The organism is Pseudomonas poae RE*1-1-14 (genome assembly GCF_000336465.1).
Lineage (GTDB): Bacteria > Pseudomonadota > Gammaproteobacteria > Pseudomonadales > Pseudomonadaceae > Aquipseudomonas > Aquipseudomonas poae.
Window position 1 is genome coordinate 2,132,635 of the sequence record NC_020209.1, and the last position, 21,294, is coordinate 2,153,928.

Annotated in this window: 16 protein-coding genes and 4 pseudogenes; 14 read left to right on the forward strand and 6 right to left on the reverse strand. The window is 60.7% G+C overall.

From position 1 onward, the window contains the following. Positions 1 to 133: 133 nt before the first annotated feature. Together H045_RS09320 and H045_RS09325 are read right to left on the reverse strand one after the other, a co-directional pair. Positions 134 to 616 (reverse strand): GNAT family N-acetyltransferase, encoded by a 483-nt coding sequence (locus H045_RS09320; RefSeq protein ID WP_015372190.1) that lies wholly within the window; start codon positions 614 to 616, stop codon positions 134 to 136. Between the two features lie 236 nt (positions 617 to 852). Beyond that, on the reverse strand, positions 853 to 1,401 hold the full coding sequence (locus tag H045_RS09325; protein WP_015372191.1) for a GNAT family N-acetyltransferase: 549 nt from the start codon (positions 1,399 to 1,401) through the stop codon (positions 853 to 855). A 152-nt stretch (positions 1,402 to 1,553) separates the two neighbouring features. Here H045_RS09325 and H045_RS09330 point away from each other — a divergent pair, with 152 nt between their 5' ends. From H045_RS09330 to H045_RS09340, 4 genes and pseudogenes are all read left to right on the forward strand, one after another. Further along, positions 1,554 to 2,174, forward strand: a complete 621-nt coding sequence (locus H045_RS09330; RefSeq protein ID WP_015372192.1) for a LysE family translocator — start codon at positions 1,554 to 1,556, stop codon at positions 2,172 to 2,174. A 237-nt stretch (positions 2,175 to 2,411) separates the two neighbouring features. Beyond that, positions 2,412 to 2,919 (forward strand): annotated as a pseudogene (locus tag H045_RS25480) (hypothetical protein). A gap of 132 nt (positions 2,920 to 3,051) precedes the next feature. Further along, on the forward strand, positions 3,052 to 4,428 hold the full coding sequence (locus tag H045_RS09335; protein ID WP_015372193.1) for a pyridoxal-phosphate dependent enzyme: 1,377 nt from the start codon (positions 3,052 to 3,054) through the stop codon (positions 4,426 to 4,428). After that, on the forward strand, positions 4,425 to 5,591 hold the full coding sequence (locus H045_RS09340) for a cystathionine gamma-synthase (protein WP_015372194.1): 1,167 nt from the start codon (positions 4,425 to 4,427) through the stop codon (positions 5,589 to 5,591). The genes H045_RS09335 and H045_RS09340 overlap by 4 nt, the downstream gene beginning before the upstream one ends. Positions 5,592 to 5,644: 53 nt before the next feature. Here H045_RS09340 and H045_RS09345 read toward each other — a convergent pair whose 3' ends face one another. Beyond that, on the reverse strand, positions 5,645 to 7,843 hold the full coding sequence (locus tag H045_RS09345) for an OsmC domain/YcaO domain-containing protein (protein WP_015372195.1): 2,199 nt from the start codon (positions 7,841 to 7,843) through the stop codon (positions 5,645 to 5,647). 194 nt (positions 7,844 to 8,037) lie between these two features. Between H045_RS09345 and H045_RS09350 the strand changes: the two genes are divergently transcribed. From H045_RS09350 to H045_RS09360, 4 genes and pseudogenes are all read left to right on the forward strand, one after another. Continuing rightward, complete coding sequence (locus H045_RS09350; RefSeq protein WP_003239222.1) at positions 8,038 to 8,712, forward strand: HAD family hydrolase; 675 nt, start codon at positions 8,038 to 8,040, stop codon at positions 8,710 to 8,712. Positions 8,713 to 8,887: 175 nt separating this feature from the next. Further along, positions 8,888 to 9,076, forward strand: a pseudogene (locus tag H045_RS25790) (PAS domain-containing protein); the annotation flags it as partial. A 195-nt stretch (positions 9,077 to 9,271) separates the two neighbouring features. Further along, positions 9,272 to 10,369 carry a methyl-accepting chemotaxis protein gene (locus H045_RS09355; protein WP_413469472.1) on the forward strand — a complete coding sequence of 366 codons (1,098 nt, stop codon included), beginning with the start codon at positions 9,272 to 9,274 and terminating at the stop codon, positions 10,367 to 10,369. A gap of 281 nt (positions 10,370 to 10,650) precedes the next feature. Continuing rightward, a complete protein-coding gene (locus H045_RS09360; RefSeq protein WP_015372196.1) occupies positions 10,651 to 11,235 on the forward strand; it encodes a cysteine hydrolase family protein in 585 nt (194 codons plus the stop codon). A 56-nt stretch (positions 11,236 to 11,291) separates the two neighbouring features. Here the strand turns inward: H045_RS09360 and H045_RS24480 are convergent. Then, a pseudogene (locus H045_RS24480) lies at positions 11,292 to 11,940 on the reverse strand (glutathione S-transferase). 172 nt (positions 11,941 to 12,112) lie between these two features. Here H045_RS24480 and H045_RS09370 point away from each other — a divergent pair. From H045_RS09370 to H045_RS25800, 3 genes and pseudogenes are all read left to right on the forward strand, one after another. Next, complete coding sequence (locus H045_RS09370) at positions 12,113 to 12,676, forward strand: TetR/AcrR family transcriptional regulator (RefSeq protein WP_015372198.1); 564 nt, start codon at positions 12,113 to 12,115, stop codon at positions 12,674 to 12,676. 342 nt (positions 12,677 to 13,018) lie between these two features. After that, a pseudogene (locus H045_RS25795) lies at positions 13,019 to 13,855 on the forward strand (cache domain-containing protein); the annotation flags it as partial. 201 nt (positions 13,856 to 14,056) lie between these two features. Beyond that, positions 14,057 to 14,761 carry a methyl-accepting chemotaxis protein gene (locus H045_RS25800; RefSeq protein WP_422394102.1) on the forward strand — a complete coding sequence of 235 codons (705 nt, stop codon included), beginning with the start codon at positions 14,057 to 14,059 and terminating at the stop codon, positions 14,759 to 14,761. Between the two features lie 246 nt (positions 14,762 to 15,007). On the opposite strand, the gene H045_RS09380 is transcribed toward H045_RS25800, so the two are convergent. After that, positions 15,008 to 16,045, reverse strand: coding sequence for an apurinic/apyrimidinic endonuclease family protein (locus tag H045_RS09380; RefSeq protein WP_003236499.1), 1,038 nt, complete (start codon positions 16,043 to 16,045; stop codon positions 15,008 to 15,010). A gap of 175 nt (positions 16,046 to 16,220) precedes the next feature. Between H045_RS09380 and H045_RS09385 the strand changes: the two genes are divergently transcribed. Next, positions 16,221 to 16,637: a DUF2231 domain-containing protein gene (locus H045_RS09385; RefSeq protein WP_015372200.1), complete on the forward strand. Its 417-nt coding sequence runs from the start codon at positions 16,221 to 16,223 to the stop codon at positions 16,635 to 16,637. After that, on the forward strand, positions 16,634 to 17,926 hold the full coding sequence (locus H045_RS09390) for a PQQ-dependent sugar dehydrogenase (RefSeq protein ID WP_003236495.1): 1,293 nt from the start codon (positions 16,634 to 16,636) through the stop codon (positions 17,924 to 17,926). Before H045_RS09385 ends, H045_RS09390 begins: the two co-directional genes overlap by 4 nt. A gap of 130 nt (positions 17,927 to 18,056) precedes the next feature. On the opposite strand, the gene H045_RS09395 is transcribed toward H045_RS09390, so the two are convergent. Beyond that, positions 18,057 to 19,460, reverse strand: coding sequence for an MFS transporter (locus H045_RS09395; protein ID WP_015372201.1), 1,404 nt, complete (start codon positions 19,458 to 19,460; stop codon positions 18,057 to 18,059). A 326-nt stretch (positions 19,461 to 19,786) separates the two neighbouring features. On the opposite strand from H045_RS09395, the gene proP reads away from it, so the two are divergent. Then, entirely contained in the window at positions 19,787 to 21,289 is a 1,503-nt protein-coding gene (proP, locus tag H045_RS09400) for a glycine betaine/L-proline transporter ProP (protein WP_003236491.1), read from the forward strand. Positions 21,290 to 21,294 lie beyond the last annotated feature (5 nt).

Below are 21,294 nucleotides of genomic sequence, written 5' to 3' on the forward strand. Positions count from 1 at the left end.
TTCCTGTGGGCTTGAAGTTTTATCAGACTGGAATTCGTACCGTACCTGCTATCCGATTCTTGCTGCTTTATTCAAACTGCCGCGACCGGCTGTTCAGGCCGTCGCTAACCGCGTCGAGGTGCATCATATCGAGCTAGCAAGATGGGCCAATCGCCGGAACATTCTGACGAACATAATAATTGTCGAATTCACTGCTTTCGATGAATTGGAAGCCATGGCGGATATAAAAGCGATTCGAAGCGCTTCCTATGAGAGCGCCAACTTTAATGGGGAGCGCAGCGGCATCCGCCTCTTTGAAAATCTGAGTGAGAACAGCTGACCCTACACCTGATCCTTGCGCGCTCGGTCTCACATACAAGTGGTCGAGCAAGAGTTCATTGTGGTGATGCTTGACCACTACAAAACCAACTTTCTCTTCAGATACCTCAATGTAGCGCGTGTTGCGAGCTTCAAAGCCGCCAAGAAATCGCTCGCGCGCACGCACGGGATCGAATCGCCCAACACGTTCCAGACTTTCGCGCATGGCTTCAATTCGAATAGCCACTAGATTGTCCAAGTCGTTTTGTTGAGCCAGGACCAAAATGATGAGGGGATTTTGATTGAATATGACGGGCATATTTGGCGCTCTACCTACCGTCCAGGGATAACCAGTATAGAGAGCCTGATGTTGGGTTCCTAGTTTGGCTTCACTACCGGGCACAGTGCCACTCGGCTGAAAGAGAATCGCCGTCGCGTACAAGCTCGGCGATCCAGTCAGCGATGCGCGTACGGCCGGCGAGAGAAAACGCTGGAGACATTTGCGCCGCTTGAATCTGCCCGGTTAAGAGCCAGGAGAAGATTCCGTAGCGGCACTTAAAAACAGTCCAGCGGATTGATCAAAGATCTCAGCGTGTGATCCTCCCACACCCCTGCAATCTTCAGATAGGCACGCGCACAGCCTTCCCTTTCAAACCCCAGTGATTCTAGAAGACGCTCACTTCGGGTATTGCTGGGCAAGTGATTGGCCATGATTCGGTGAAGCCCCATCTGCTCGAAACAATAACGGTTAGTGATCTGAAGTGTCTTTCTCATTAAACCCCGGCCTTGCGCAGATACGGCTAATGAAAAACCGAGATTACACGCCTGAAAAACGCCCCTCACAATATTCGTGTAGTTACATCGACCGAGAAGCTCTCCGCTCTCGGTATCAAGCAACAGGAAAAACATGGACGCTGCGGCTTCCATGCTTTCCACCTGCTGTTCGATTCTGGCCCTGGCGTTGTCAATGGTGAAATACTGTTCGTCCCTCAGGGGTTCCCAGGGCTGCAGATGCGCACGGTTCGCTTTTTCGTAACGGCTGATCAATTCGAAATCGTTACGTTCCAATGTTCGAAGGCAGTTGCCTTCCACCGAGTATTTCATAACCTCTCCTGGTTCATTGATAGCCAAGTTTGATTGAGTAGAACCGAGAAAGGTTAAGTTGCTGACTGCTCATCTCCACGGCTGGCCGATTGCCCGAACGCCTTAACGCACCTTATCCTGATCCCTCTCAGTCTCACGAGCCCGGAGCCACCATGGACCTCTCCACCCTCGCTCTCTTCCTCCCCGCGTGCTTCGCCCTGAACATGGCGCCCGGCCCTAACAACCTGCTCTCCGTGAGCAACTCCACCCGATACGGCTACCGCATTTCCTGCCTGGCCGGTGTCGGCCGCCTGGTGGCCTTCGCCGGTATGATCGCTCTCGCCTCGGCCGGGTTGGCGGTGGTGCTGCAAACCTCGGAATTGTTGTTCTACGCGATAAAGATTCTCGGGGCAGCGTATCTGCTTTACCTGGCGCTCCAGCTGTGGCGCGCAAACCCGTTGGCCGATGCGCAAACGCAGGTCAATAAGGCAGGTCTATGGGCATTGGCGCGTCAGGAGTTTCTGGTAGCGGCGGGCAATCCGAAAGCGATCCTGATCTTCACTGCATTCCTTCCGCAATTCGTGGCCCCCGACCAACCTGTCACGCCGCAATTTGCCTTGCTGGGTGCGATGTTCCTGGTCATGGAATGCATCGCCATCAGCGCTTACGCCTACATGGGCCTGCACATGCGGCGCTGGTTCGCAGCGCCACGCGGCAAGCGGATATTCAATCGGTGCTGTGCCGCGTTGTTGTCGGCGGCTGCAACGGTATTGTTGATGGCGCGCCGGGCTTGAGCCTAATCTCCGGTCACCTGGTTGATGGGGCAACTGACACGGAAATTGATCGCCCGCTGTAAGTCGAAGTTAGTCAGCGTGCGATGGAAAGTTTTCGACCCAAAGCGGGTTTCGAAAGCCCTGAAGCATTTTCCAGAGCGTTCAGGCGGAGTTCGGCATAACGCCGAGTGCATTCAGAAAACTGCGGTCCGTTACCAGTCGCCGCAGGCTGTCGATCCGCTCAACATGAAGAAGCCAATGTTCAGTTCACTTCTATCAAATGGTCAACCCCTGACGCCTGCCCTTTCAGAACTGATGGTCCCCTGGTGGAGCTTCACGAAGACAGTCCTGGCTGCGACAGCCCTGTTATTGGTACGTGACGGGATGATCGGGTTGGACGAACGCCTTCCTGATCGGCCCGATTTCGCAGGCCGCGTTATTTCTGGATCAACTCTTCTGCGCAGGCCTCCTCTCCACGCGCTTGCTTGAGGAAATGCAAACCGCACGAACCCTGGGTGGTCCGATTCCCGGACGCCCCTGGCTCACGCCGGGCTATGGCCTTGGCGTGATGCAGGGGAAGATTGAAGGCGGATATTCCCTGTGTGGACACACAGGCGGCGGGCCAGGCAGTGTCATTGCTGTCTACCGTCTCTGCGATGGCGAAAAATCAGTGTGTTGTGCTGCTTTTGAAACGGGTGCCAGCGAAGGTGCCGTCGAAGCCTACGTTGTTGAGCAACTGAAGCGGGCTCTGCGTCAGGGTGGCTGAAGACACCCTGCTGCGCCATGCGCCAAAAAAAGACATCCACCCGACCGCCCGTTTGCGACCGGCGCGATCTCGACCTATGGTCCAAGGCATGTTTTGCATTTGCTGTCCCCCCTTCCGTACTCAGGTGACGACATGCCCACACTCTCCCGCCCCGCCGTGCTCGAGCTGATCGGCAATACGCCGCTGGTTCGCGTCAGCCGTTTCGATACCGGCCCCTGCACGCTGTTTCTCAAGCTCGAATCACAAAACCCCGGCGGTTCCATCAAGGACCGTATCGGTCTGGCAATGATCGACGCAGCCGAGCGCGACGGCCGTCTGCGTCCTGGCGGCACCATTATCGAAGCCACTGCCGGCAACACCGGGCTGGGCCTGGCGCTGGTCGGCCGGGCCAAGGGCTATCGGGTGGTGCTGGTGGTGCCCGACAAGATGTCCACGGAAAAAGTGCTGCACCTCAAGGCCATGGGCGCCGAGGTGCATATCACCCGTTCGGACGTGGGCAAGGGCCATCCCGAGTACTACCAGGACGTGGCTGCGCGCATGGCCAGGGATATTCCCGGCTCGTTTTTTGCCGACCAGTTCAACAACCCGGCCAACCCGCTGGCCCACGAGACCAGCACCGCGCCGGAGATCTGGGCGCAAACCCAGCACGACCTCGACGCGATTGTGGTGGGCGTAGGTTCAGCGGGCACCCTCACCGGGCTTACGCGGTTTTTCAAGCGCGTGCAGCCGGGGCTGGCAATGGTGCTCGCCGATCCGGTGGGTTCGGTAATGGCCGAGTACAGCCGCAGCGGCCGGATGGAAACGCCTGGTTCGTGGGCGGTGGAAGGCATCGGCGAGGACTTCATCCCGTCGATTGCCGACCTCTCCAGCGTGCGCCACGCCTACTCCATCAGCGATGAGGAAAGCTTCGCCCACGCACGCCAGTTGCTCAAGGCGGAGGGCATTCTCGGCGGCTCGTCCACTGGCACCCTGCTCGCCGCCGCGCTGCGCTATTGCCGCGAGCAGACCGAGCCCAAACGCGTGGTGACCTTTGTGTGCGACACCGGCACGCGCTATCTGTCGAAGGTCTACAACGACCAATGGATGACCGACGCCGGCCTGTTGCAGTACAAACATTACGGCGACCTGCGCGACTTGATCGCCCGCCGTTTCGAGGACGGCCGCGTCATCAGCGTGGGCCCGGACGACACCTTGCTCACCGCCTTCCAGCGCATGCGCCTGGCCGACGTGTCACAGCTGCCGGTGCTGGTGGACGGCAAGACACTGGTGGGTGTGATCGACGAGTCCGACATCCTGCTGGGCCTGCACCATGACGCCGCGGATTTTTCCATGACCGTGGCCAGCGCCATGGCAGAAACCCCGCACACCCTCGCCCCTGGCGCCAGCCTGGCCGAACTGCAGGCCGAGCTGGATCGCGGCCTCGTCGCCATCATTGCCGACGCGTCGGGCTTCCATGGCCTGATCACCCGCGTCGATCTGCTCAACCATTTACGGAGATCCCTTGCATGAGCCAGCCTGACAAAAGCGCATTCGCCACCCGTGTGATCCACGCCGGGCAATCGCCAGACCCGAGCACCGGCGCGCTGATGCCGCCCATCTACGCCAACTCCACCTACCTGCAGGACAGCCCCGGCGTGCACAAGGGCTTTGACTATGGCCGCTCGCACAACCCGACCCGCTTTGCCCTGGAGCGCTGCGTGGCGGACCTGGAAGGCGGCAGCCAGGCGTTTGCCTTCGCTTCCGGCCTCGCGGCGATCTCCACCGTGCTGGAATTGCTCGATGCGGGCGCGCATATCGTCTCCGGCAATGACCTGTACGGCGGCACCTTCCGCCTGTTCGACAAGGTGCGCCAACGCAGCGCCGGGCATCGGTTCAGTTATGTCGACTTGAGCGATGTGGCGGCGTTTGAAACGTCGTTGCAGGACGACACGCGCATGGTCTGGGTCGAAACCCCGAGCAACCCGCTGCTGAGCCTCACCGACCTGCGCGCGGTGGCGCGTATCTGCCGTGCGCGCGGCATCATTTGCGTGGCCGACAACACCTTCGCCAGCCCATGGATCCAGCGCCCACTGGAGCTGGGGTTTGATGTGGTCGTGCACTCCACCACCAAGTACCTCAACGGTCACTCGGATGTGATTGGTGGCATCGCGGTTGTCGGCGACAACCCGGAGCTGGCCGAGCGTCTGGGCTTTCTGCAGAATTCGATCGGCGCCATTGCCGGTCCCTTCGATGCATTCCTGACGCTGCGTGGCGTGAAGACCCTGGCCCTGCGCATGGAGCGCCATTGCAGCAACGCCCTGCAACTGGCGACGTGGCTGGAGCAGCAGCCGCAGGTGACACGGGTGCACTACCCCGGCCTTAAGTCGCACCCACAGCACGACCTGGCGCAACAGCAGATGCACGGCTTTGGCGGGATGATTTCCGTGGACCTGAACACTGACCTGGCCGGTGCAAGACGCTTCCTGGAGAACGTCAACCTGTTCGCCCTGGCGGAAAGCCTGGGCGGTGTGGAAAGTTTGATCGAACACCCGGCGATCATGACCCATGCCAGCATCCCGGCAGCTACGCGGGCCACGCTGGGGATTGGCGATGGGTTGGTGCGCCTGTCGGTAGGGGTTGAAGATGTAGAAGACCTGCGCGCCGACCTGGCCCAGGCCCTGGCTCACATCTAAATAGCCCAGGCAGCAAGGATCAACTGTGGGAGGGAGCAAGCCCCCTCCCACACTCAGGCTGAGGTAACCCCGGCCCGCGCGCTGTGCAGCTTTTTGTAGCTGTCGATCAGACGCAAATGCCGATCCAGCCCTTCGAGCTTCATGCTGGTCGGCGTCAGGCCGTAAAACCGCACGCTGCCGTCCACCGAGCCGATCACCGCATCCATGCGCTCGGTGCCGAACATGCGGCGAAAATTCGCTTCGTAGTCTGCCAACTCCAGGTCGTCATCCAGCTCCATCTCCAGCACCGCGTTCAGCGCCTGATAGAACAAGCCGCGTTCGGCGGTGTTGTCGTTGTACTGCAGGAACATCTCCACGCATTCCTTGGCCTCTTCATACTGCTTGAGGGCGAGGAAGATCAGCAGCTTCAACTCCAGGATGGTCAACTGGCCCCAGGCGGTGTTGTCGTCGAATTCGATGCCGATCAGGGTGGTGATATCGGTGTAGTCGTCCAGCTCGCTTTCGATCAGGCGTTCGACCAGCGCGTGCAGCTGCGCGTCATCCAGGCGATGCAGGTTGAGGATGTCTTCACGAAAGAAAAGCGCTTTGTTGGTGTTGTCCCAGATCAGGTCGTCCACCGGGTAGATTTCCGAGTAGTCGGGCACCAGGATCCGGCAGGCAGTGGCGCCCAGGTGTTCGTACACCGCCATGTACGACTCTTTGCCCATGCCTTCGAGAATGCCGAACAACGTTGCCGCTTCCTCGGCGTTGGAGTCTTCGCCCTGGCCGGAGAAGTCCCACTCGACGAATTCGTAATCCGATTGCGCGCTGAAAAAGCGCCACGACACCACGCCGCTGGAGTCGATGAAGTGCTCGACGAAGTTGTTCGGTTCGGTGACCGCCTGGGCCTCGAAGGTCGGCTGCGGCAAATCGTTCAGGCCTTCGAAACTGCGGCCTTGCAGCAGCTCGGTGAGGCTGCGCTCCAGCGCCACTTCCAGGCTTGGGTGCGCGCCGAACGAGGCAAATACGCCGCCGGTACGCGGGTTCATCAGGGTCACGCACATCACCGGAAACTCGCCGCCCAACGACGCATCCTTGACCAGCACCGGGAAGCCCTGGGCTTCCAGGCCCTGGATGCCCGCCAAAATGCCGGGATACTTGGCCAGCACTTCAGCTGGCACGTCCGGCAAGGCGAATTCGCCTTCGATGATTTCGCGTTTTACCGCGCGCTCGAAAATCTCCGACAGGCACTGCACCTGGGCTTCAGCGAGGGTGTTGCCCGCGCTCATGCCGTTGCTGAGGTAGAGATTCTCGATCAGGTTGGACGGGAAATACACCACCTCGCCATCGGACTGGCGCACAAACGGCAGCGAAACGATACCGCGCGCCTCGTTACCGGAGTTGGTGTCGAACAGGTGCGAACCGCGCAGCTCGCCGTCGCGGTTGTAGACCTTCAGGCAATACGCGTCGAGGATTTCCCCCGGCAGTTCATCGTTGGGGCCAGGCTGGAACCAGCGCTCATCCGGGTAGTGCACGAACGGCGCATTGGCCAGTTCCTCGCCCCAGAATTGATCGTTATAGAAAAAGTTGCAGTTGAGCCGCTCGATAAACTCACCCAAAGCCGACGCCAGCGCGCCTTCCTTGGTGGCGCCCTTGCCATTGGTAAAGCACATCGGCGACTGCGCATCGCGAATATGCAATGACCACACGTTGGGCACGATATTGCGCCATGAGGCGATCTCGATCTTCATGCCAAGCCCGGCGAGGATAGCGGACATGTTGGCGATGGTTTCCTCCAGCGGCAGGTCCTTGCCGGCAATGCGCGTGCCCGCGCCTGCTGTCGAGGCGGGCATCAGCAAGGCCTGGGCATCGGCGTCGAGGTTCTCGACTTCTTCGATCACGAACTCGGGACCGGCCTGCACCACTTTCTTCACGGTGCAGCGGTCGATGGAGCGCAGGATGCCCTGGCGGTCCTTGTCGGAGATATCCGCGGGCAACTCAACCTGGATCTTGAAGATCTGGTTGTAGCGGTTTTCCGGGTCGACGATGTTGTTCTGCGACAGGCGAATATTGTCCGTGGGGATATTGCGCGTCTGGCAATACAGCTTCACGAAGTACGCCGCGCACAGCGCCGATGACGCGAGGAAATAATCAAAGGGCCCCGGCGCCGAACCGTCGCCCTTGTAGCGAATCGGCTGGTCGGCAATCACCGTGAAGTCATCGAACTTGGCTTCAAGTCGGAGGTTGTCGAGAAAGTTGACCTTGATTTCCATGGGGCACACCAGAATAACGGCTGAACAAAAATGGCCGCCATTATGAGGTTTTTCCCCGGAAAGTTTCAGGGTTTTGCGCAAAGCCTGCCCGAATGAGCGAAAAATCGAACGGCAAAACACCATGGCACTCCAAGCCCCGTGATGTCACTGAAGCTGATGTCCCGTCACCCTTTTTCTGATCGGAGAACAGCCCCATGCGACCTCAAACCTCCTTTATCTTCGACCTCGACGGCACTCTTACGGACAGCGTTTACCAGAACGTGGCCGCCTGGAAAGAGGCCCTCGACGCCGAAGGCATTTCGCTGGCGATGTGGCGCATCCACCGCAAAATCGGCATGAGCGGCGGCCTGATGCTCAAGTCGTTGTCCCGCGAAACCGGGCTCGACATCAGCGAGCCGCAAGCCGAACGCCTGAGCCAGCTGCATGCCGAGGCGTATGCGCGTTTGCAGGGGCAGATCATCGCCTTGCCCGGTGCGGTCGAGCTGCTCGATCACCTCAGCCACGCCGGTCTTGCCTGGTGCATCGCCACCAGCGGTGGCCTGGACACCGCAAAGATCAACCTCAAGGCGCTGCAACTGGATATTGACGAGGTCAACATCATCACCCGTGACGATGTGAAGTACGGCAAGCCCGACCCGGACCTTTTCCTGGCCGCTGCCCTGCACATGAAAGTGCCGATCGACGAGTGCCTGGTGATCGGCGATGCCGTATGGGACATGCTCGCCGCGCGGCGCGCCAAGGCCACCGGGATCGGCCTGCTGTCAGGCGGTTATGACATCGGCGAGCTGGAGCGAGCGGGCGCACTGAGGGTTTACGAAGACCCGCAGGACTTGCTCGATCACCTCGATGAGGTCGCCTCTCGCCCCTGAATGCCGCCCCCCGAATGCCTGGCAGAAAATCGGCTATCAACTTATTCGAGGTGATGCCGATGACCTGTCTGGCATTTCAGGGAGCAGCACAATGCGCAACAACCAGCCCGTAACACAGCGTGAGATTTCCCTCGCGCCGTCGCAGAAACTCATTTCCGCCACTGACACCCAGGGGATGATCACCTACTGCAACGACGCGTTCGTTGATATCAGCGGTTTTGACCGCGCCGACCTGATCGGCGCGCCGCAGAACATCGTGCGTCACCCAGATGTCCCGCCGGCGGTGTTTGCGCACATGTGGCGCGCGCTCAAGCAGGGCCAGCCATGGATGGGCATCGTCAAGAACCGCTCGAAAAACGGCGATCACTATTGGGTCAATGCTTACGTCACGCCGATTTACGATGGCAGCCGCGTCGTCGGTTTCGAGTCGGTACGGGTCAAACCCACCGCCGATGAGATTCGCCGCGCGCAGGCGCTGTACCAGCGGATCAGCCGAGGCAAACCCGGCGTGCCGCGCCAGGATGCCTGGCTGCCGACGGCCGTGGCGTGCGTGCCGTACATGGCCACGGGCCTGGTCGGCAGCGTGGCCGGAATGTTTCTCGGCGCGCCGGTGGCGATTGCCGTTGCGCTGGCCGTGGCCGTGCCGGTGGGTGTCCTCTGCGCACGCTGGCGCCAAGGCAGTACGCTGCGCCTGCTGGCGGGTGTCGAGCCATCGACGTCGGATGCGTTGATCGCGCAGATGTACAGCGACGCGCGCGGGCCTCAGGCACGCTTGGAAACCGCGTTCCTCAGCCAGACCGCGCGCCTGAAAACCTGCCTGACACGCCTGCAGGACAGCGCCGAGCAGCTCAGCGCCCTCGCCGGCCAGTCCGACCAGTTGGCTACCGCCAGCGCCCAGGGTCTGGACCGCCAGCGTGTCGAGACCGAACAGGTCTCGGCGGCCGTGAACCAGATGGCCGCCACCACCCAGGAAGTCGCCAGCCACGTGCAACGCACCGCCGACGCCACCCAGCAAGCCAATGTGCTCACCGGTCGCGGTCGCGAAGTGGCGCGCGATACCCGTGAGGCCATCGAGCGGTTGTCCGCCGTGGTCGGCGAAACCGGCGCCACCGTGGCGCAACTGGCCCGCGACAGCGACGAAATCGGCAGCGTGGTCGATGTGATCAAAGGCATCGCCGACCAGACCAACCTGCTGGCCCTCAACGCTGCCATCGAAGCGGCGCGCGCCGGCGAGCAAGGGCGCGGCTTTGCCGTGGTGGCCGACGAAGTCCGTCAGCTGGCGCAACGCACCTCGCAATCGACCACGCAGATCCACGCGCTGATCACCCAGCTTCAAGCCTCGTCCAATAACGCGGTCAACAGCATGCAGAACGGCCATCGCCAGGCCGAGGAAGGCGTGGCCCGGGTGCTCGAAGCCGACCAGGCGCTGGTCGGCATCAGCGAAGCGGTGGCCAATATCACCAACATGACCACCCAGATCGCCGCCGCCACCGAAGAACAAAGCGCGGTCGCCGAAGAGATCAGCCGCAACATCACCACCATCGCCGAACTGGCCGACCAGACCTCGCTGCAGGCCCATCAATCCACCGGGCTGAGCAAGGAGTTGACCAACACTGCGGCCACACAGTACGCGCTGGTTGAGCGTTTCAATCGCTGAGGCATGACTGAGGAGCAGGTCAGCGAGCCCATCTCCCGTGGCGAGCAGGCTTGTCCTGCGTTGGGCTGCGCAGCAGCCCCAAAACCAGGCGCTGAGCCGTATCAGCTACACCGCGTTTTGCTGGATGGGGGGGTGCTTTGCCCCCCAACGCGGGGCAAGCCCGCTCGCCACAACAAGCTCGCTTGCCATGGAGTAGCCAGTTTGTCAGGCAAATCTTTTAATCCACCACAACTCGACATTGCTGAGCTATGTTTCGCGACTGACACGCCAAGGAATGTGCCATGGACCCGTTAGCCACCAACGCAGCATTGGTCATCATCGACATGCAGCAAGGCATGCACTCGCCAGCGCTCGGACGACGCAACAACCCCGACGCAGAATCAAACATCCTGCGCCTGTTAAGCGCCTGGCGGCAGTCGGGCCGGCCTGTCGTGCATGTACGGCACATCTCCCGCTCACCCACTTCGGTATTCTGGCCGGGTCAGGCTGGCTGCGAGTTCCAGCCCGCCCTGCAACCGCTGGCCCTTGAACATGTGCTGGAAAAAAACGTGCCGGATGCATTCACCCATACCGGTCTTGAACGCTGGCTGCATACGCGCTCGATCAGGCAATTGGTGATTGTCGGCGTGATCACCAACAACTCCGTCGAGGCCACCGCCCGCTCGGGCGGTAACCTGGGGTTCGACGTGACCGTGGTTTCGGATGGCTGTTACACCTTTGACCAGACCGATTTATCCGGACGCCTCTGGCCCGCCGAAGACGTGCATGCCCTGTCGCTCAGCAATCTGGCGATGGACTACGCCACTATTGTGGCAACCGGTGAGATTCTGGCCGGAAGTCATACGGCATTTCGCCAAGACCTCTAATAGATCCGGTAACACCGCACTGTGGCGAGCGGGCTTGCCAGAGCCGGATGATTGCGCTACTGCGGCTGCGCCACCATCGCGCGCCAGGCCTGAACGCTGGGGCGCTCGTTGACCCTGGCCATGCCAGGCCAGCAGCGCCTCGCATTCCTCCGGGACGGGCAAGTCCACCAGGCCGGCGAAGATCATGCCGCCCAACACGGCGATGTCGGCCATGGAAAACTCATCACCGGCGACAAACGGGCGAGTCTTCAGCAGGCCGTCGAAATAGCGCATGCCCCTGATCGCCTTCTCACCCATGCGGTTGCCCCACTCGGCGTTTTGATACAACTCAACCTCCGGCCCAAGCCCGGGTGTGGCGTGGTGGAAGTACACGCTGACCGCATCCATGAATTCGATTTCGGCGCGCTTGGTCATCATGTGGATCAGGCCCTGCTCGGTCGGCGTCTTGCCGGTGAGCGTCGGATGGCCGTCCAGCGTATCCAGGTATTGCGTGATGGCCGTGCATTCGGCGATAAGCGTGCCGTCGTCCAGCTCCAGCAAGGGCAAAGTGCCGGAGTAGTTGAGCGCCAGGAAGGCAGGCTGCTTGTGCTCACCCTTCCACAAATTGACCGAAACGAATTCGATGCCGGGCAGCAAGCCCTTTTCGGCCAATGCAATACGTACACGTGCGGGATAAGGGCCGTTGTACCAGTCATAAATTTTCATGGGTGATAGCTCGCGCAAAGGTTGTTGAAGGCTTGACCGGCGATTCTACCTGCCAAGTGGTAGGCAAAGATTGGGCGCCTTCGCTGACCCTGTCAAGCACTACCTACCAGTTGGCAGGCAAACGCTTCTCGACGTACAATCACACCCTATCCCTCAACCAAGGAATCGACCCGTGAGCGCAAACGCACGCGAAGCCATCCTCGAAGCCGCCAGGATTTCGGCCCAGCACTACGGCTACAACGGCATCAACTTTCGCAGCATTGGCGAAACGGTGGGGATCAAGAACGCCAGCATCTACTACCACTTTCCCAGCAAGGCTGACCTCGGCGCCGCCGTGGCCAGACGTTACTGGGAGGACACCGCAGCGGTTCTCGACACCCTGCGCAGCGATCATCCGCAGCCACTGGACTGCCTGCAGCATTACCCGAACATCTTTCGCAAGACCCTCGAAGACGGCAACCGCCTGTGCCTCTCCAGCTTCATGGCGGCTGAGTATCAGGATTTGCCGCAAGCCGTGAAGCAGGAGGTGCTGACGTTTGCCGACATCAATGTCGCCTGGCTTGCGGATGTGCTCGCACAACTGGGCACTGGCGATACCGACGCGTGCCAGCGCCGCGCACGTGCCATCTATACCGCTATTGCCGGCGCGCAATTGATCGCTCGCACCCGTACCGACATCGACCTGTACGACGAGCTGGTGCAAACCTACCGGGACACGGGGTTGATCCCGGTCTAGCGAATGCGCTTGAGCGAGGAAAAGTTGTACACAAAATAGCGCTAAAGTTTTGCCACCATCGAGCCGAAACAGTCAGTGAAATCAAATCGCCGTGTCCGCCCCGGGCAGACGATTTGGCCGCCCTCCCCGCTGATGGTCGTCTCCATGAAAATAAAGAACAAGCTGGTGCTCGCGTTTGTCTGCGTCGCGTTTATCCCGGTCAGTCTGGTCGCGGTGATCTCTGTCATGAACACACGGACCGAGGCGGTCGATCAGTTCATTGATGGCAGCACCCGAGAAATTCGCCAGATCGATGGCAATATCCGGCAGTTCTTCGACGGTACGGTGCAGAACGTCGAACAAATGGCCGCCGATCCTGTATACACTTCTGTCGACACGCTAAAGAACTACCAGCCCGCCGATGCGGCCAGCCAACCCATGCCGCCCCAGGCGCAGCAGGTGATCGATCAGTTTGCGCGCTTTGGCAAGACTCATCCCTCGGCGGCCATTTTGTCTATCGGCCTCGAAGACGGCACCTACGTCAAATGGCCTGACGACCCCCAACTGGCCAAATACGACCCGCGCGCCCGCCCGTGGTACAAGGCCGCCATGGCCAGCCCCGGCAAGACCGTGCGCACCCCGGCTTATTATTACGACAAGGATGACGTGGCCCTGGTGGGCACCGCACGCACCTTGCTGGATAACGCCGGCAAGCCCAAGGGCGTGTTCGTGGTGAGTGTGTCGCTGAAGAACCTCACCGAGTTGCTCAAAAGCATCAAGCTGGGCGACAGCGGCTACGTGATGCTGATCGAAGACGGTGTGGTGCTGGTGGACCCGCGCGACGCCGCGCACAACTTCAAGCCGCTCAAGGACCTTGGCGCACCTTACGCGCAACTGGCCAACACCGCTCAGGGCTCCACCGAGGTGGTGATCGATGGCGTGCGCTACATGGCCAACATCTGGACCTCACCCGGCCTGGGCTGGCGTTATGTGGGGCTGATCGAATACAACGAAGTGATGGCGGCCGCAACCCGCATGACCTACATCACCGCCGTGATCGTGGTGGTGCTGGTGCTGATCTTCGGGCTGCTCGCGGCGGCGTTTTCCAAGGTGATCGTCAAACCGATCGGCCAGGTCAGCAGCGGCTTGCAGTCGATCGCCGAGGGTGAAGGCGACCTGCGCCATGACCTGCAGGTCCTGGGCAAGGATGAAACCGCCGAACTGGCCGGCTGGTTCAACAAGTTTCTCGCCGCGATTCGCCATCTGATTCAGCGCATCGGGTCGGCGTCGACCAATTTGCAGGACGCCTCACGGGTCAACAGCGAAGTGGCGCACAACATGAACGAAGCGGCTGGACGCCAGCGCGAGGCTGTGGAGCTGGTGTCGACCGCGTTCAATGAAATGGTCGCCACTGCCAACGAGGTGGCGCGCTCCTGCAGCGGCGCGGCCGAGTCGGCCGAAAACGGCCACCGCCGGGTCGCCGAGGGCAAGCAGCAGATCGAAGTGACCACCGACAACGTCAACCGCCTGGGCCGGCGCCTGAGCGAATCGTCCCAGGCCATGGTCGAGCTGGAAGCCGGCAGCCGCAGCATCAACCAGATCCTCGGCACCATCCGCGCGATTGCCGAACAGACCAACCTGCTGGCGCTCAACGCCGCCATCGAAGCCGCCCGGGCCGGCGACCAGGGCCGTGGCTTTGCGGTGGTGGCCGATGAAGTGCGCGCCCTGGCCAAACGCACCTCCGACTCCACCGGCGAAATCGAACACCTGCTGGGCTCCCTCGGCAGCAAGACCGAGGAAGTCACGCAGAAAATGAACAGTTGCATGGACTTGTCGCGTGCCAGTGTGTCGTCCATCGAAAGTGCGCGCGACAGCTTCGAAGGCATCCAGACGTCGGTCAACGAAATCCGCGACCAGAACCTGCAGATCTCCGCCGCCGCCGAGGAACAACACAGTGTGGCCGAAGAGATCAACCGGCATATCCAGCAGATCTACGACGAAGCACGGCTGGTGGAAAGCCTGGCCCATTCGGCGCAGGACGACTCGGGGCGGCTGTCACAACTGTCGGATGAGTTGAATGGGTTGGTGGGACGGTTCAAGTCCTAGGCACTGATTAACCGTTTGTATGAGCGAACCCTTGTGGCGAGCAGGCTTGCCCTGCGTTGGGGTGCGAAGCGCCCCCAATCCAGCAAAGTGCGGTGTATCTGATACGGCTCAGCGCCTGGTTTTGGGGCTGCTGCGCAGCCCAACGCAGGACAAGCCTGCTCGCCACAGGGAATCTGCGCTTTAACTGAATGGCATTAGGGCAAGCCCGCTAGCCACAACAGGCCCGCTCATCATGGAAGACTAGTGTCAGCTGGAGGCCGCTGAGCTTTTTTTGAAATGCTCATAAAACGCCAGCGCCGCCACGTTTTTGTCCTTGGCTTCGAGCATGATGTCGAAACGATCAAAAAACTGCAGCGCGTAATCGTTGGTCCAGCGGTTCCACATTTGCGCGCTGTGGCCATACAGGTCGCGCTTGGAGACCACCTTCAACAAGGCGTCCATCTCCAGTTTGTGCTCGGCGTCAAAACCCATTTCCTGCAATACCTCCTGGGGCTGGGAGTAATGCATGGTCGGGCGCACGCCGCGCCAGCTTTCGATCACACGGGCAACCCGTGGCGAGTCGGGGTCGATGTAGTCGTTTTCGTTGATCCAGCAGTGGTGAATATCCAGCACCACCGGCGCCAGGTCGGCCACTTGCAGGCAGTGATCGAGGCCGTAGGTCTTTTCGTCGTTTTCGAACGTAATGCAGTTGCGCGCCACCTCCGATAAACGCCGCCATACCGCACGCGTGCCCTCCACGCCCAGGCGACCGGCGATGTGCACGTTGCACTTGAGGTCCTGGAAACGCCGGCCATAGCCCATCATGCGGATCATGTCAGCGTGGTATTCGAATTCGGCCAGGCTGTTTTCCACCACGCCTGGGTTTTCCGAGCCGAGCACGCAGTACTGGCCGGGGTGGAATGACAGGCGAATGTCCGACGCGCGCGCAAGGTCGCCAATGGCGGCGAAGCCTTCGAGCAATTGGCTGGCAATGGCCGGGTCCTGGTAGACGGCAGCGACTTTAGGGTGGCTGTAGAACGGCAGCAGATCGCTGCTCAAACGCAGCATGCGCAGGGTCGGCGGCAGTTCGGCGACGTAGGCCAGCAAACGCAGTTGGGCCGCCAGGTTGTGGGTGACCACCTCGACCAGCCTGGCGCGAGCGACCTCGGGGGCTACGCTGTCCATCCAGCGCAACGTGGTGGTACGCGGGTTGTACGGGCCCTCGATCAGCTTGAGAGCGCTGGTGGAGAGCAGCCGTTCGGGGTGCTTGTACTGGCACGCGAAACCGATACGAGGGTGGGTCATGGAGGGGCCTGGCATGGAAGTATTGAGCAGGATTGTACGGCGTTAGGTGGGCGGCGGGCCTTGCGGTTCATAATATTTAGACACGAGACGCGCTGAACTTTCTGACAAACGCTGCGCTCCTTTCCTATGCGCTGCCCCGAACCTGGGGCGTTGTACAACAAGGAGCCGCTCCCCCATGACTACCCTTCCCGCGTATCGACGCATCACTCCCGGGCCGCTGCACGCGACCTTGCTCGCCGGCACCGTGCCGCTGTTTCTCGGCGCCCTGCTCAGTGACATCGCCTACACCCAGACCTTCCAGATTCAGTGGGCCAACTTCGCCTCCTGGCTGATCGCCGGTGCGCTGGTGTTCTGCGGTTTGGCGCTGTTGTGTGCGCTGGTCAACCTGGTGCGCGCCGAGCGCAAGGCCGGGGCACCGGCGCTGTACGTATTGCTGTTGCTGGTCACCTGGATCCTGGGACTGGTCAATGCCTTCCAACACGCCAAGGACGCCTACGCCGCCATGCCCGCCGGCCTGGTGCTGTCAGCCATCGTGCTGCTGCTGACCCTGGCGGCAACCTGGATTGGCCTGCGTGCCGGAGGTGGCAAATGAAAACTTCCCACACCCTCACCGTGTTGAGCGCTGCACTGCTGCTGGCAGCCTGTGGCGGCGAAGGCGACAAGACCCAGGCCCGTGGCCCGGATCCCAAGTTGCCGGAACAGCAAAGCAGCCTGCTGCCGAGCATGAAGATTGCCGAGCCGACCCCCTGGGGCGACCAGAAGCCCACCGTGCCCGAAGGCTTCAGCGTGACCGCCATCGCCACGGATCTGGCGATCCCGCGCCAGACCCTGGTGCTGCCCAACGGTGACATTCTTGTCGCTGAAGGTCGCGGCGGCAGCGCGGCCAAGCTCAAGCCCAAGGACGTGATCGCCAGCCTGATCAAGGCCGAAGGCAACACCAAGGTCAAGAGCGGCAACCGCATCACCCTGCTGCGCGATGCGGACGGTGACGGCAAATACGAACTCAAAACCGTGTTTGCCGATAACCTCAACGCGCCCTACGGCCTGGCCTTCGCCAACGGCAAGGTGTACGTGGCCAATCAGGATGCGCTGGTGAGCTTCGACTATGCCGATGGTCAGACCAAAGCCAGCGGCGCCCCGACCAAACTCACCGACCTGCCGGCGCAGATCAATCATCACTGGACCAAGTCCCTGGCCGTGAGCGAGGACGGACGCCAGCTCTACGTGGGCATCGGCTCCAACAGCAACGTGACCGAAAGGGGCATGGAAGTGGAGATCGACCGGGCGATGGTCTGGCAGATAGACGCCACCACCGGCGCGCACAAGCCTTACGCCACGGGCCTGCGCAACCCGACCGCGCTGACCATTCAACCGGGTTCCGGGCAGTTGTGGACGGTGGTCAACGAACGCGACGAACTGGGCCCGGATCTGGTGCCGGACTACCTGACCTCGGTGCGAGAAGGCGCCTTCTACGGCTGGCCTTACAGCTACTGGGGGCAAAACGTAGACCCTCGCGCGCAACCGCAGAACCCGGCCAAGGTGGCGGCGGCGATCAAGCCGGATTACAGCCTCGGCTCTCACGTGGCGGCGCTGGGCGTGGACTTTTCCATCCCTGCCATGGGCGAAAAATTTGCCAACGGCGCATTCGTGGGCGAACACGGCAGCTGGAACCGTCCCAACCCGGTGGGCTACAAGGTGATCTTCGTGCCGTTCAGCAATGGTAAGCCGGCTGGTGAGCCGATTGACTTTGCCACCGGTTTTCGCGGTGATGACGGCAAGACCCGCGGTCGCCCGGTGGGGGTGACGGTCGACCCCAAAGGCGCGCTGATCATTGCCGATGACCTGGCCAATACCGTTTGGCGAGTCACGCGTAACCCGTAACCCGGTGATCTCCCTCTCATAAGCGGAGATCAAACATGTGGGAGGGGGCTTGCTCCCGATGGCAGTGTTTCAGTCAATTATCAGTTGACTGGCCCACCGCTATCGGGAGCAAGCCCCCTCTTACATTCGTTTAAAGGTCAGTGATTTCCTTGTGACGCGGCACCAGCGTCTTCATCACGCTCCACGCCACCAGATACGCCAGCGCACAGATGGCGAACATGATCATGTAGCCGGTGTGGATGTCATTGATCGACTTGTAATAGTCGAACACCCAGCCGCCGATCTTGGTCATCACCACACCGCCCAGCCCGCCAGCCATGCCGCCGATGCCGACCACCGAGGCCACGGTTTTCTGCGGGAACATGTCGGACACGGTAGTGAAGATGTTGCACGACCACGCCTGGTGCGCCGAGGCCCCCACGCCAATCAGCAATACCGGCACCCAGAAGCTGATATAGCCCAGCGGCTGCGCGAGCAATACCACCAGCGGAAACAGCGCGATCACCAGCATGGCTTTCATGCGGCCGTCGTAAGGCGCATCGCCGCGGGCCATGAAGTAGCTGGGGAACCAGCCGCCGCCGATGCTGCCGACCATGGTCATGCTGTACAGCACCGCCAGTGGCATCACGATATCCGCGCCTTTCATGCCGTATTGCGCAGACAGGTAGGTGGGCAGCCAGAACAGGAAGAACCACCACACGCCGTCGGTCATGAACTTGCCGAAGGCAAAGGCCCAGGTCTGGCGGTAAGTGAGCAATTTGAACCAGGAGACTTTCTTCGTAACGCTGCCGACCGGTTCCGCCGTGAAGGGCTGTACGGTCTGGTCACTGCGGATGTAGGCCAGTTCTTCGGCCGACAGGCGTTTTTGCTGGTCCGGCTTTTCATACACGGCGGCCCAGATTGCCACCCACACGAAGCCGAGCATACCGATCACCATGAAGGCCGCTTCCCAGCCCCACAGACCGGCAATCAGCGGCACGCAGATCGGCGCCAGGATCGCGCCCACGTTGGCACCCGAGTTGAAGATACCGGTGGCAAACGAGCGTTCCTTTTTCGGGAAGTATTCGGCGGTGGCCTTGATGGCAATCGGGAAGTTACCCGCCTCGCCAATCGCCAGCACCGCACGCGCCAGCATGAAACCGGCAATCGACACCGGGATCACCGCCAGGCCGATTGCGCCGCTGACCGCCGCAATCCCCTCACCCATCGGCACCGCGAACGCATGCAGGATGGCGCCGCTGGACCAGATGCCGATGGCGATGACGTAAGCCGCCTTGGTGCCGATCTTGTCGACAAAGCGCCCGGCAAACAGCATGGAAATCGCATAGACAAACTGGAACACCGCCGCAATGTTGGCGTAGTCGGTGTTGCTCCAGCCAAATTGCGTCGACAACTGCGGCGCCAGCAGGCTGAGCACCTGACGGTCGAGGTAGTTGACGGTGGTGGCGAAGAACAGCATCGCGCAGATGGTCCAGCGATAGTTGCCGACCGCCTGGCCGACACGATGGGCACTGATGGGCTCGTTGAGATTCATGGCATCACTTTTTTATTTTTTTAGGTAGGACATATGTAACGTCATATGTCGTCGTACAACTGTGAGTTTTATATCGGGACGGCTACGGGGTGTCAATCTGAAAGATGGCTTATCAGCAAGGATTTAAAGGGGCGTGAAACATGCCACCCTCGGCAGGTTGTAGGATGACAGCCGCGCAGAACTCGATTGCGTTTGCGCCTGCAGGCGGAAAAGACAAAAAAATATGAAACAAGGTGAATTATTTCGTGTCCGCGTGTATCTGAACCAGCACAGCGGTGCCATTGCAACGATGGCATCCCCCCTGTTCTGTTTTTAGAGTGGCCCGCATGAAATTACGTAAGAAAAGCGTCAAACCCATCGGTTTGAAAGACATCACCATTGTCGACGATGCCAAGATGCGCAAGGCGATCACCGCTGCCGCACTGGGTAACGCCATGGAATGGTTCGACTTTGGCGTCTATGGGTTCGTCGCCTATGTGCTCGGCAAGGTGTTCTTCCCGGACGCCTCCCCCAGCGTGCAAATGATCGCGGCCCTGGCCACTTTTTCCGTGCCCTTCCTGATTCGTCCGCTGGGCGGCCTGTTCTTCGGTGCGCTGGGGGACAAATACGGACGACAGAAAGTCCTCGCCGCCACCATCGTGATCATGTCCCTGAGCACGTTCGCTATCGGCCTGATCCCCGGCTACGCCTCCATCGGCATCTGGGCGCCGATCCTGCTGCTGCTGTGCAAAATGGCCCAGGGTTTCTCGGTGGGCGGTGAATACACCGGCGCATCGATCTTCGTCGCCGAATATGCTCCGGACCGCAAGCGCGGCTTCCTGGGCAGTTGGCTGGACTTCGGCTCGATCGCCGGTTTCGTACTGGGCGCGGGCGTGGTGGTGCTGATCTCCACCGTACTGGGTGAGGCGGACTTCGAAGCTTGGGGCTGGCGCCTGCCGTTCTTCCTGGCCCTGCCCCTGGGCATGATCGGCCTGTACCTGCGCCATGCACTGGAAGAGACCCCGGCCTTTCAACAGCACGTCGACAAGCTCGAACAGGGCGACCGCGAAGGCCTGACCCACGGCCCCAAGGTGTCGTTCAAGGAGATCGCCACCAAGCACTGGCGCAGCCTGCTGACCTGCATCGGTATCGTCGCGGCCACCAACGTGACGTACTACATGCTGCTCACCTACATGCCCAGTTACCTGTCGCATAACCTGCACTACGCCGAAAACAGCGGCGTGCTGATCATCATCGCGATCATGGTGGGCATGCTTTTCGTGCAGCCGTTCATCGGCTTTGTCAGCGACAAGATCGGCCGCAAGCCCTTCATCATCGCCGGCAGCATTGGCCTGCTATTCCTGTCGATCCCGGCGTTCATGCTGATCACCAGCGGCAAGACCGGCCTGATCTTCGCTGGCCTGTTGATCCTTGCGGTGGTGCTGAACTTCTTTATCGGCGTGATGGCTTCGACATTGCCGGCGATGTTCCCCACTCACCTGCGCTACAGCGCCCTGGCCAGCGCGTTCAACGTGTCGGTACTGATCGCCGGCGTCACCCCGACGGCAGTGGCCTGGCTGGTGGAAAGCACCAACAACCTGTTTATGCCGGCCTACTACCTGATGGTGTTCGCGGTGATTGGCCTGATCACCGGCCTGACCATGAAGGAAACCGCCAACAGGCCGCTGCGCGGCGCGGCGCCGGCTGCGTCGGACATGGAAGAAGCCAAGGAACTGTTGCAGGAGCATCACGATAATATCGAGCAGAAGATCGAAGATATCGATGCGGAAATTGCCGCACTGGAAGCCAAGCGTAACAATCTGGTACAACAGCATCCACGCATCAACTAGTACCT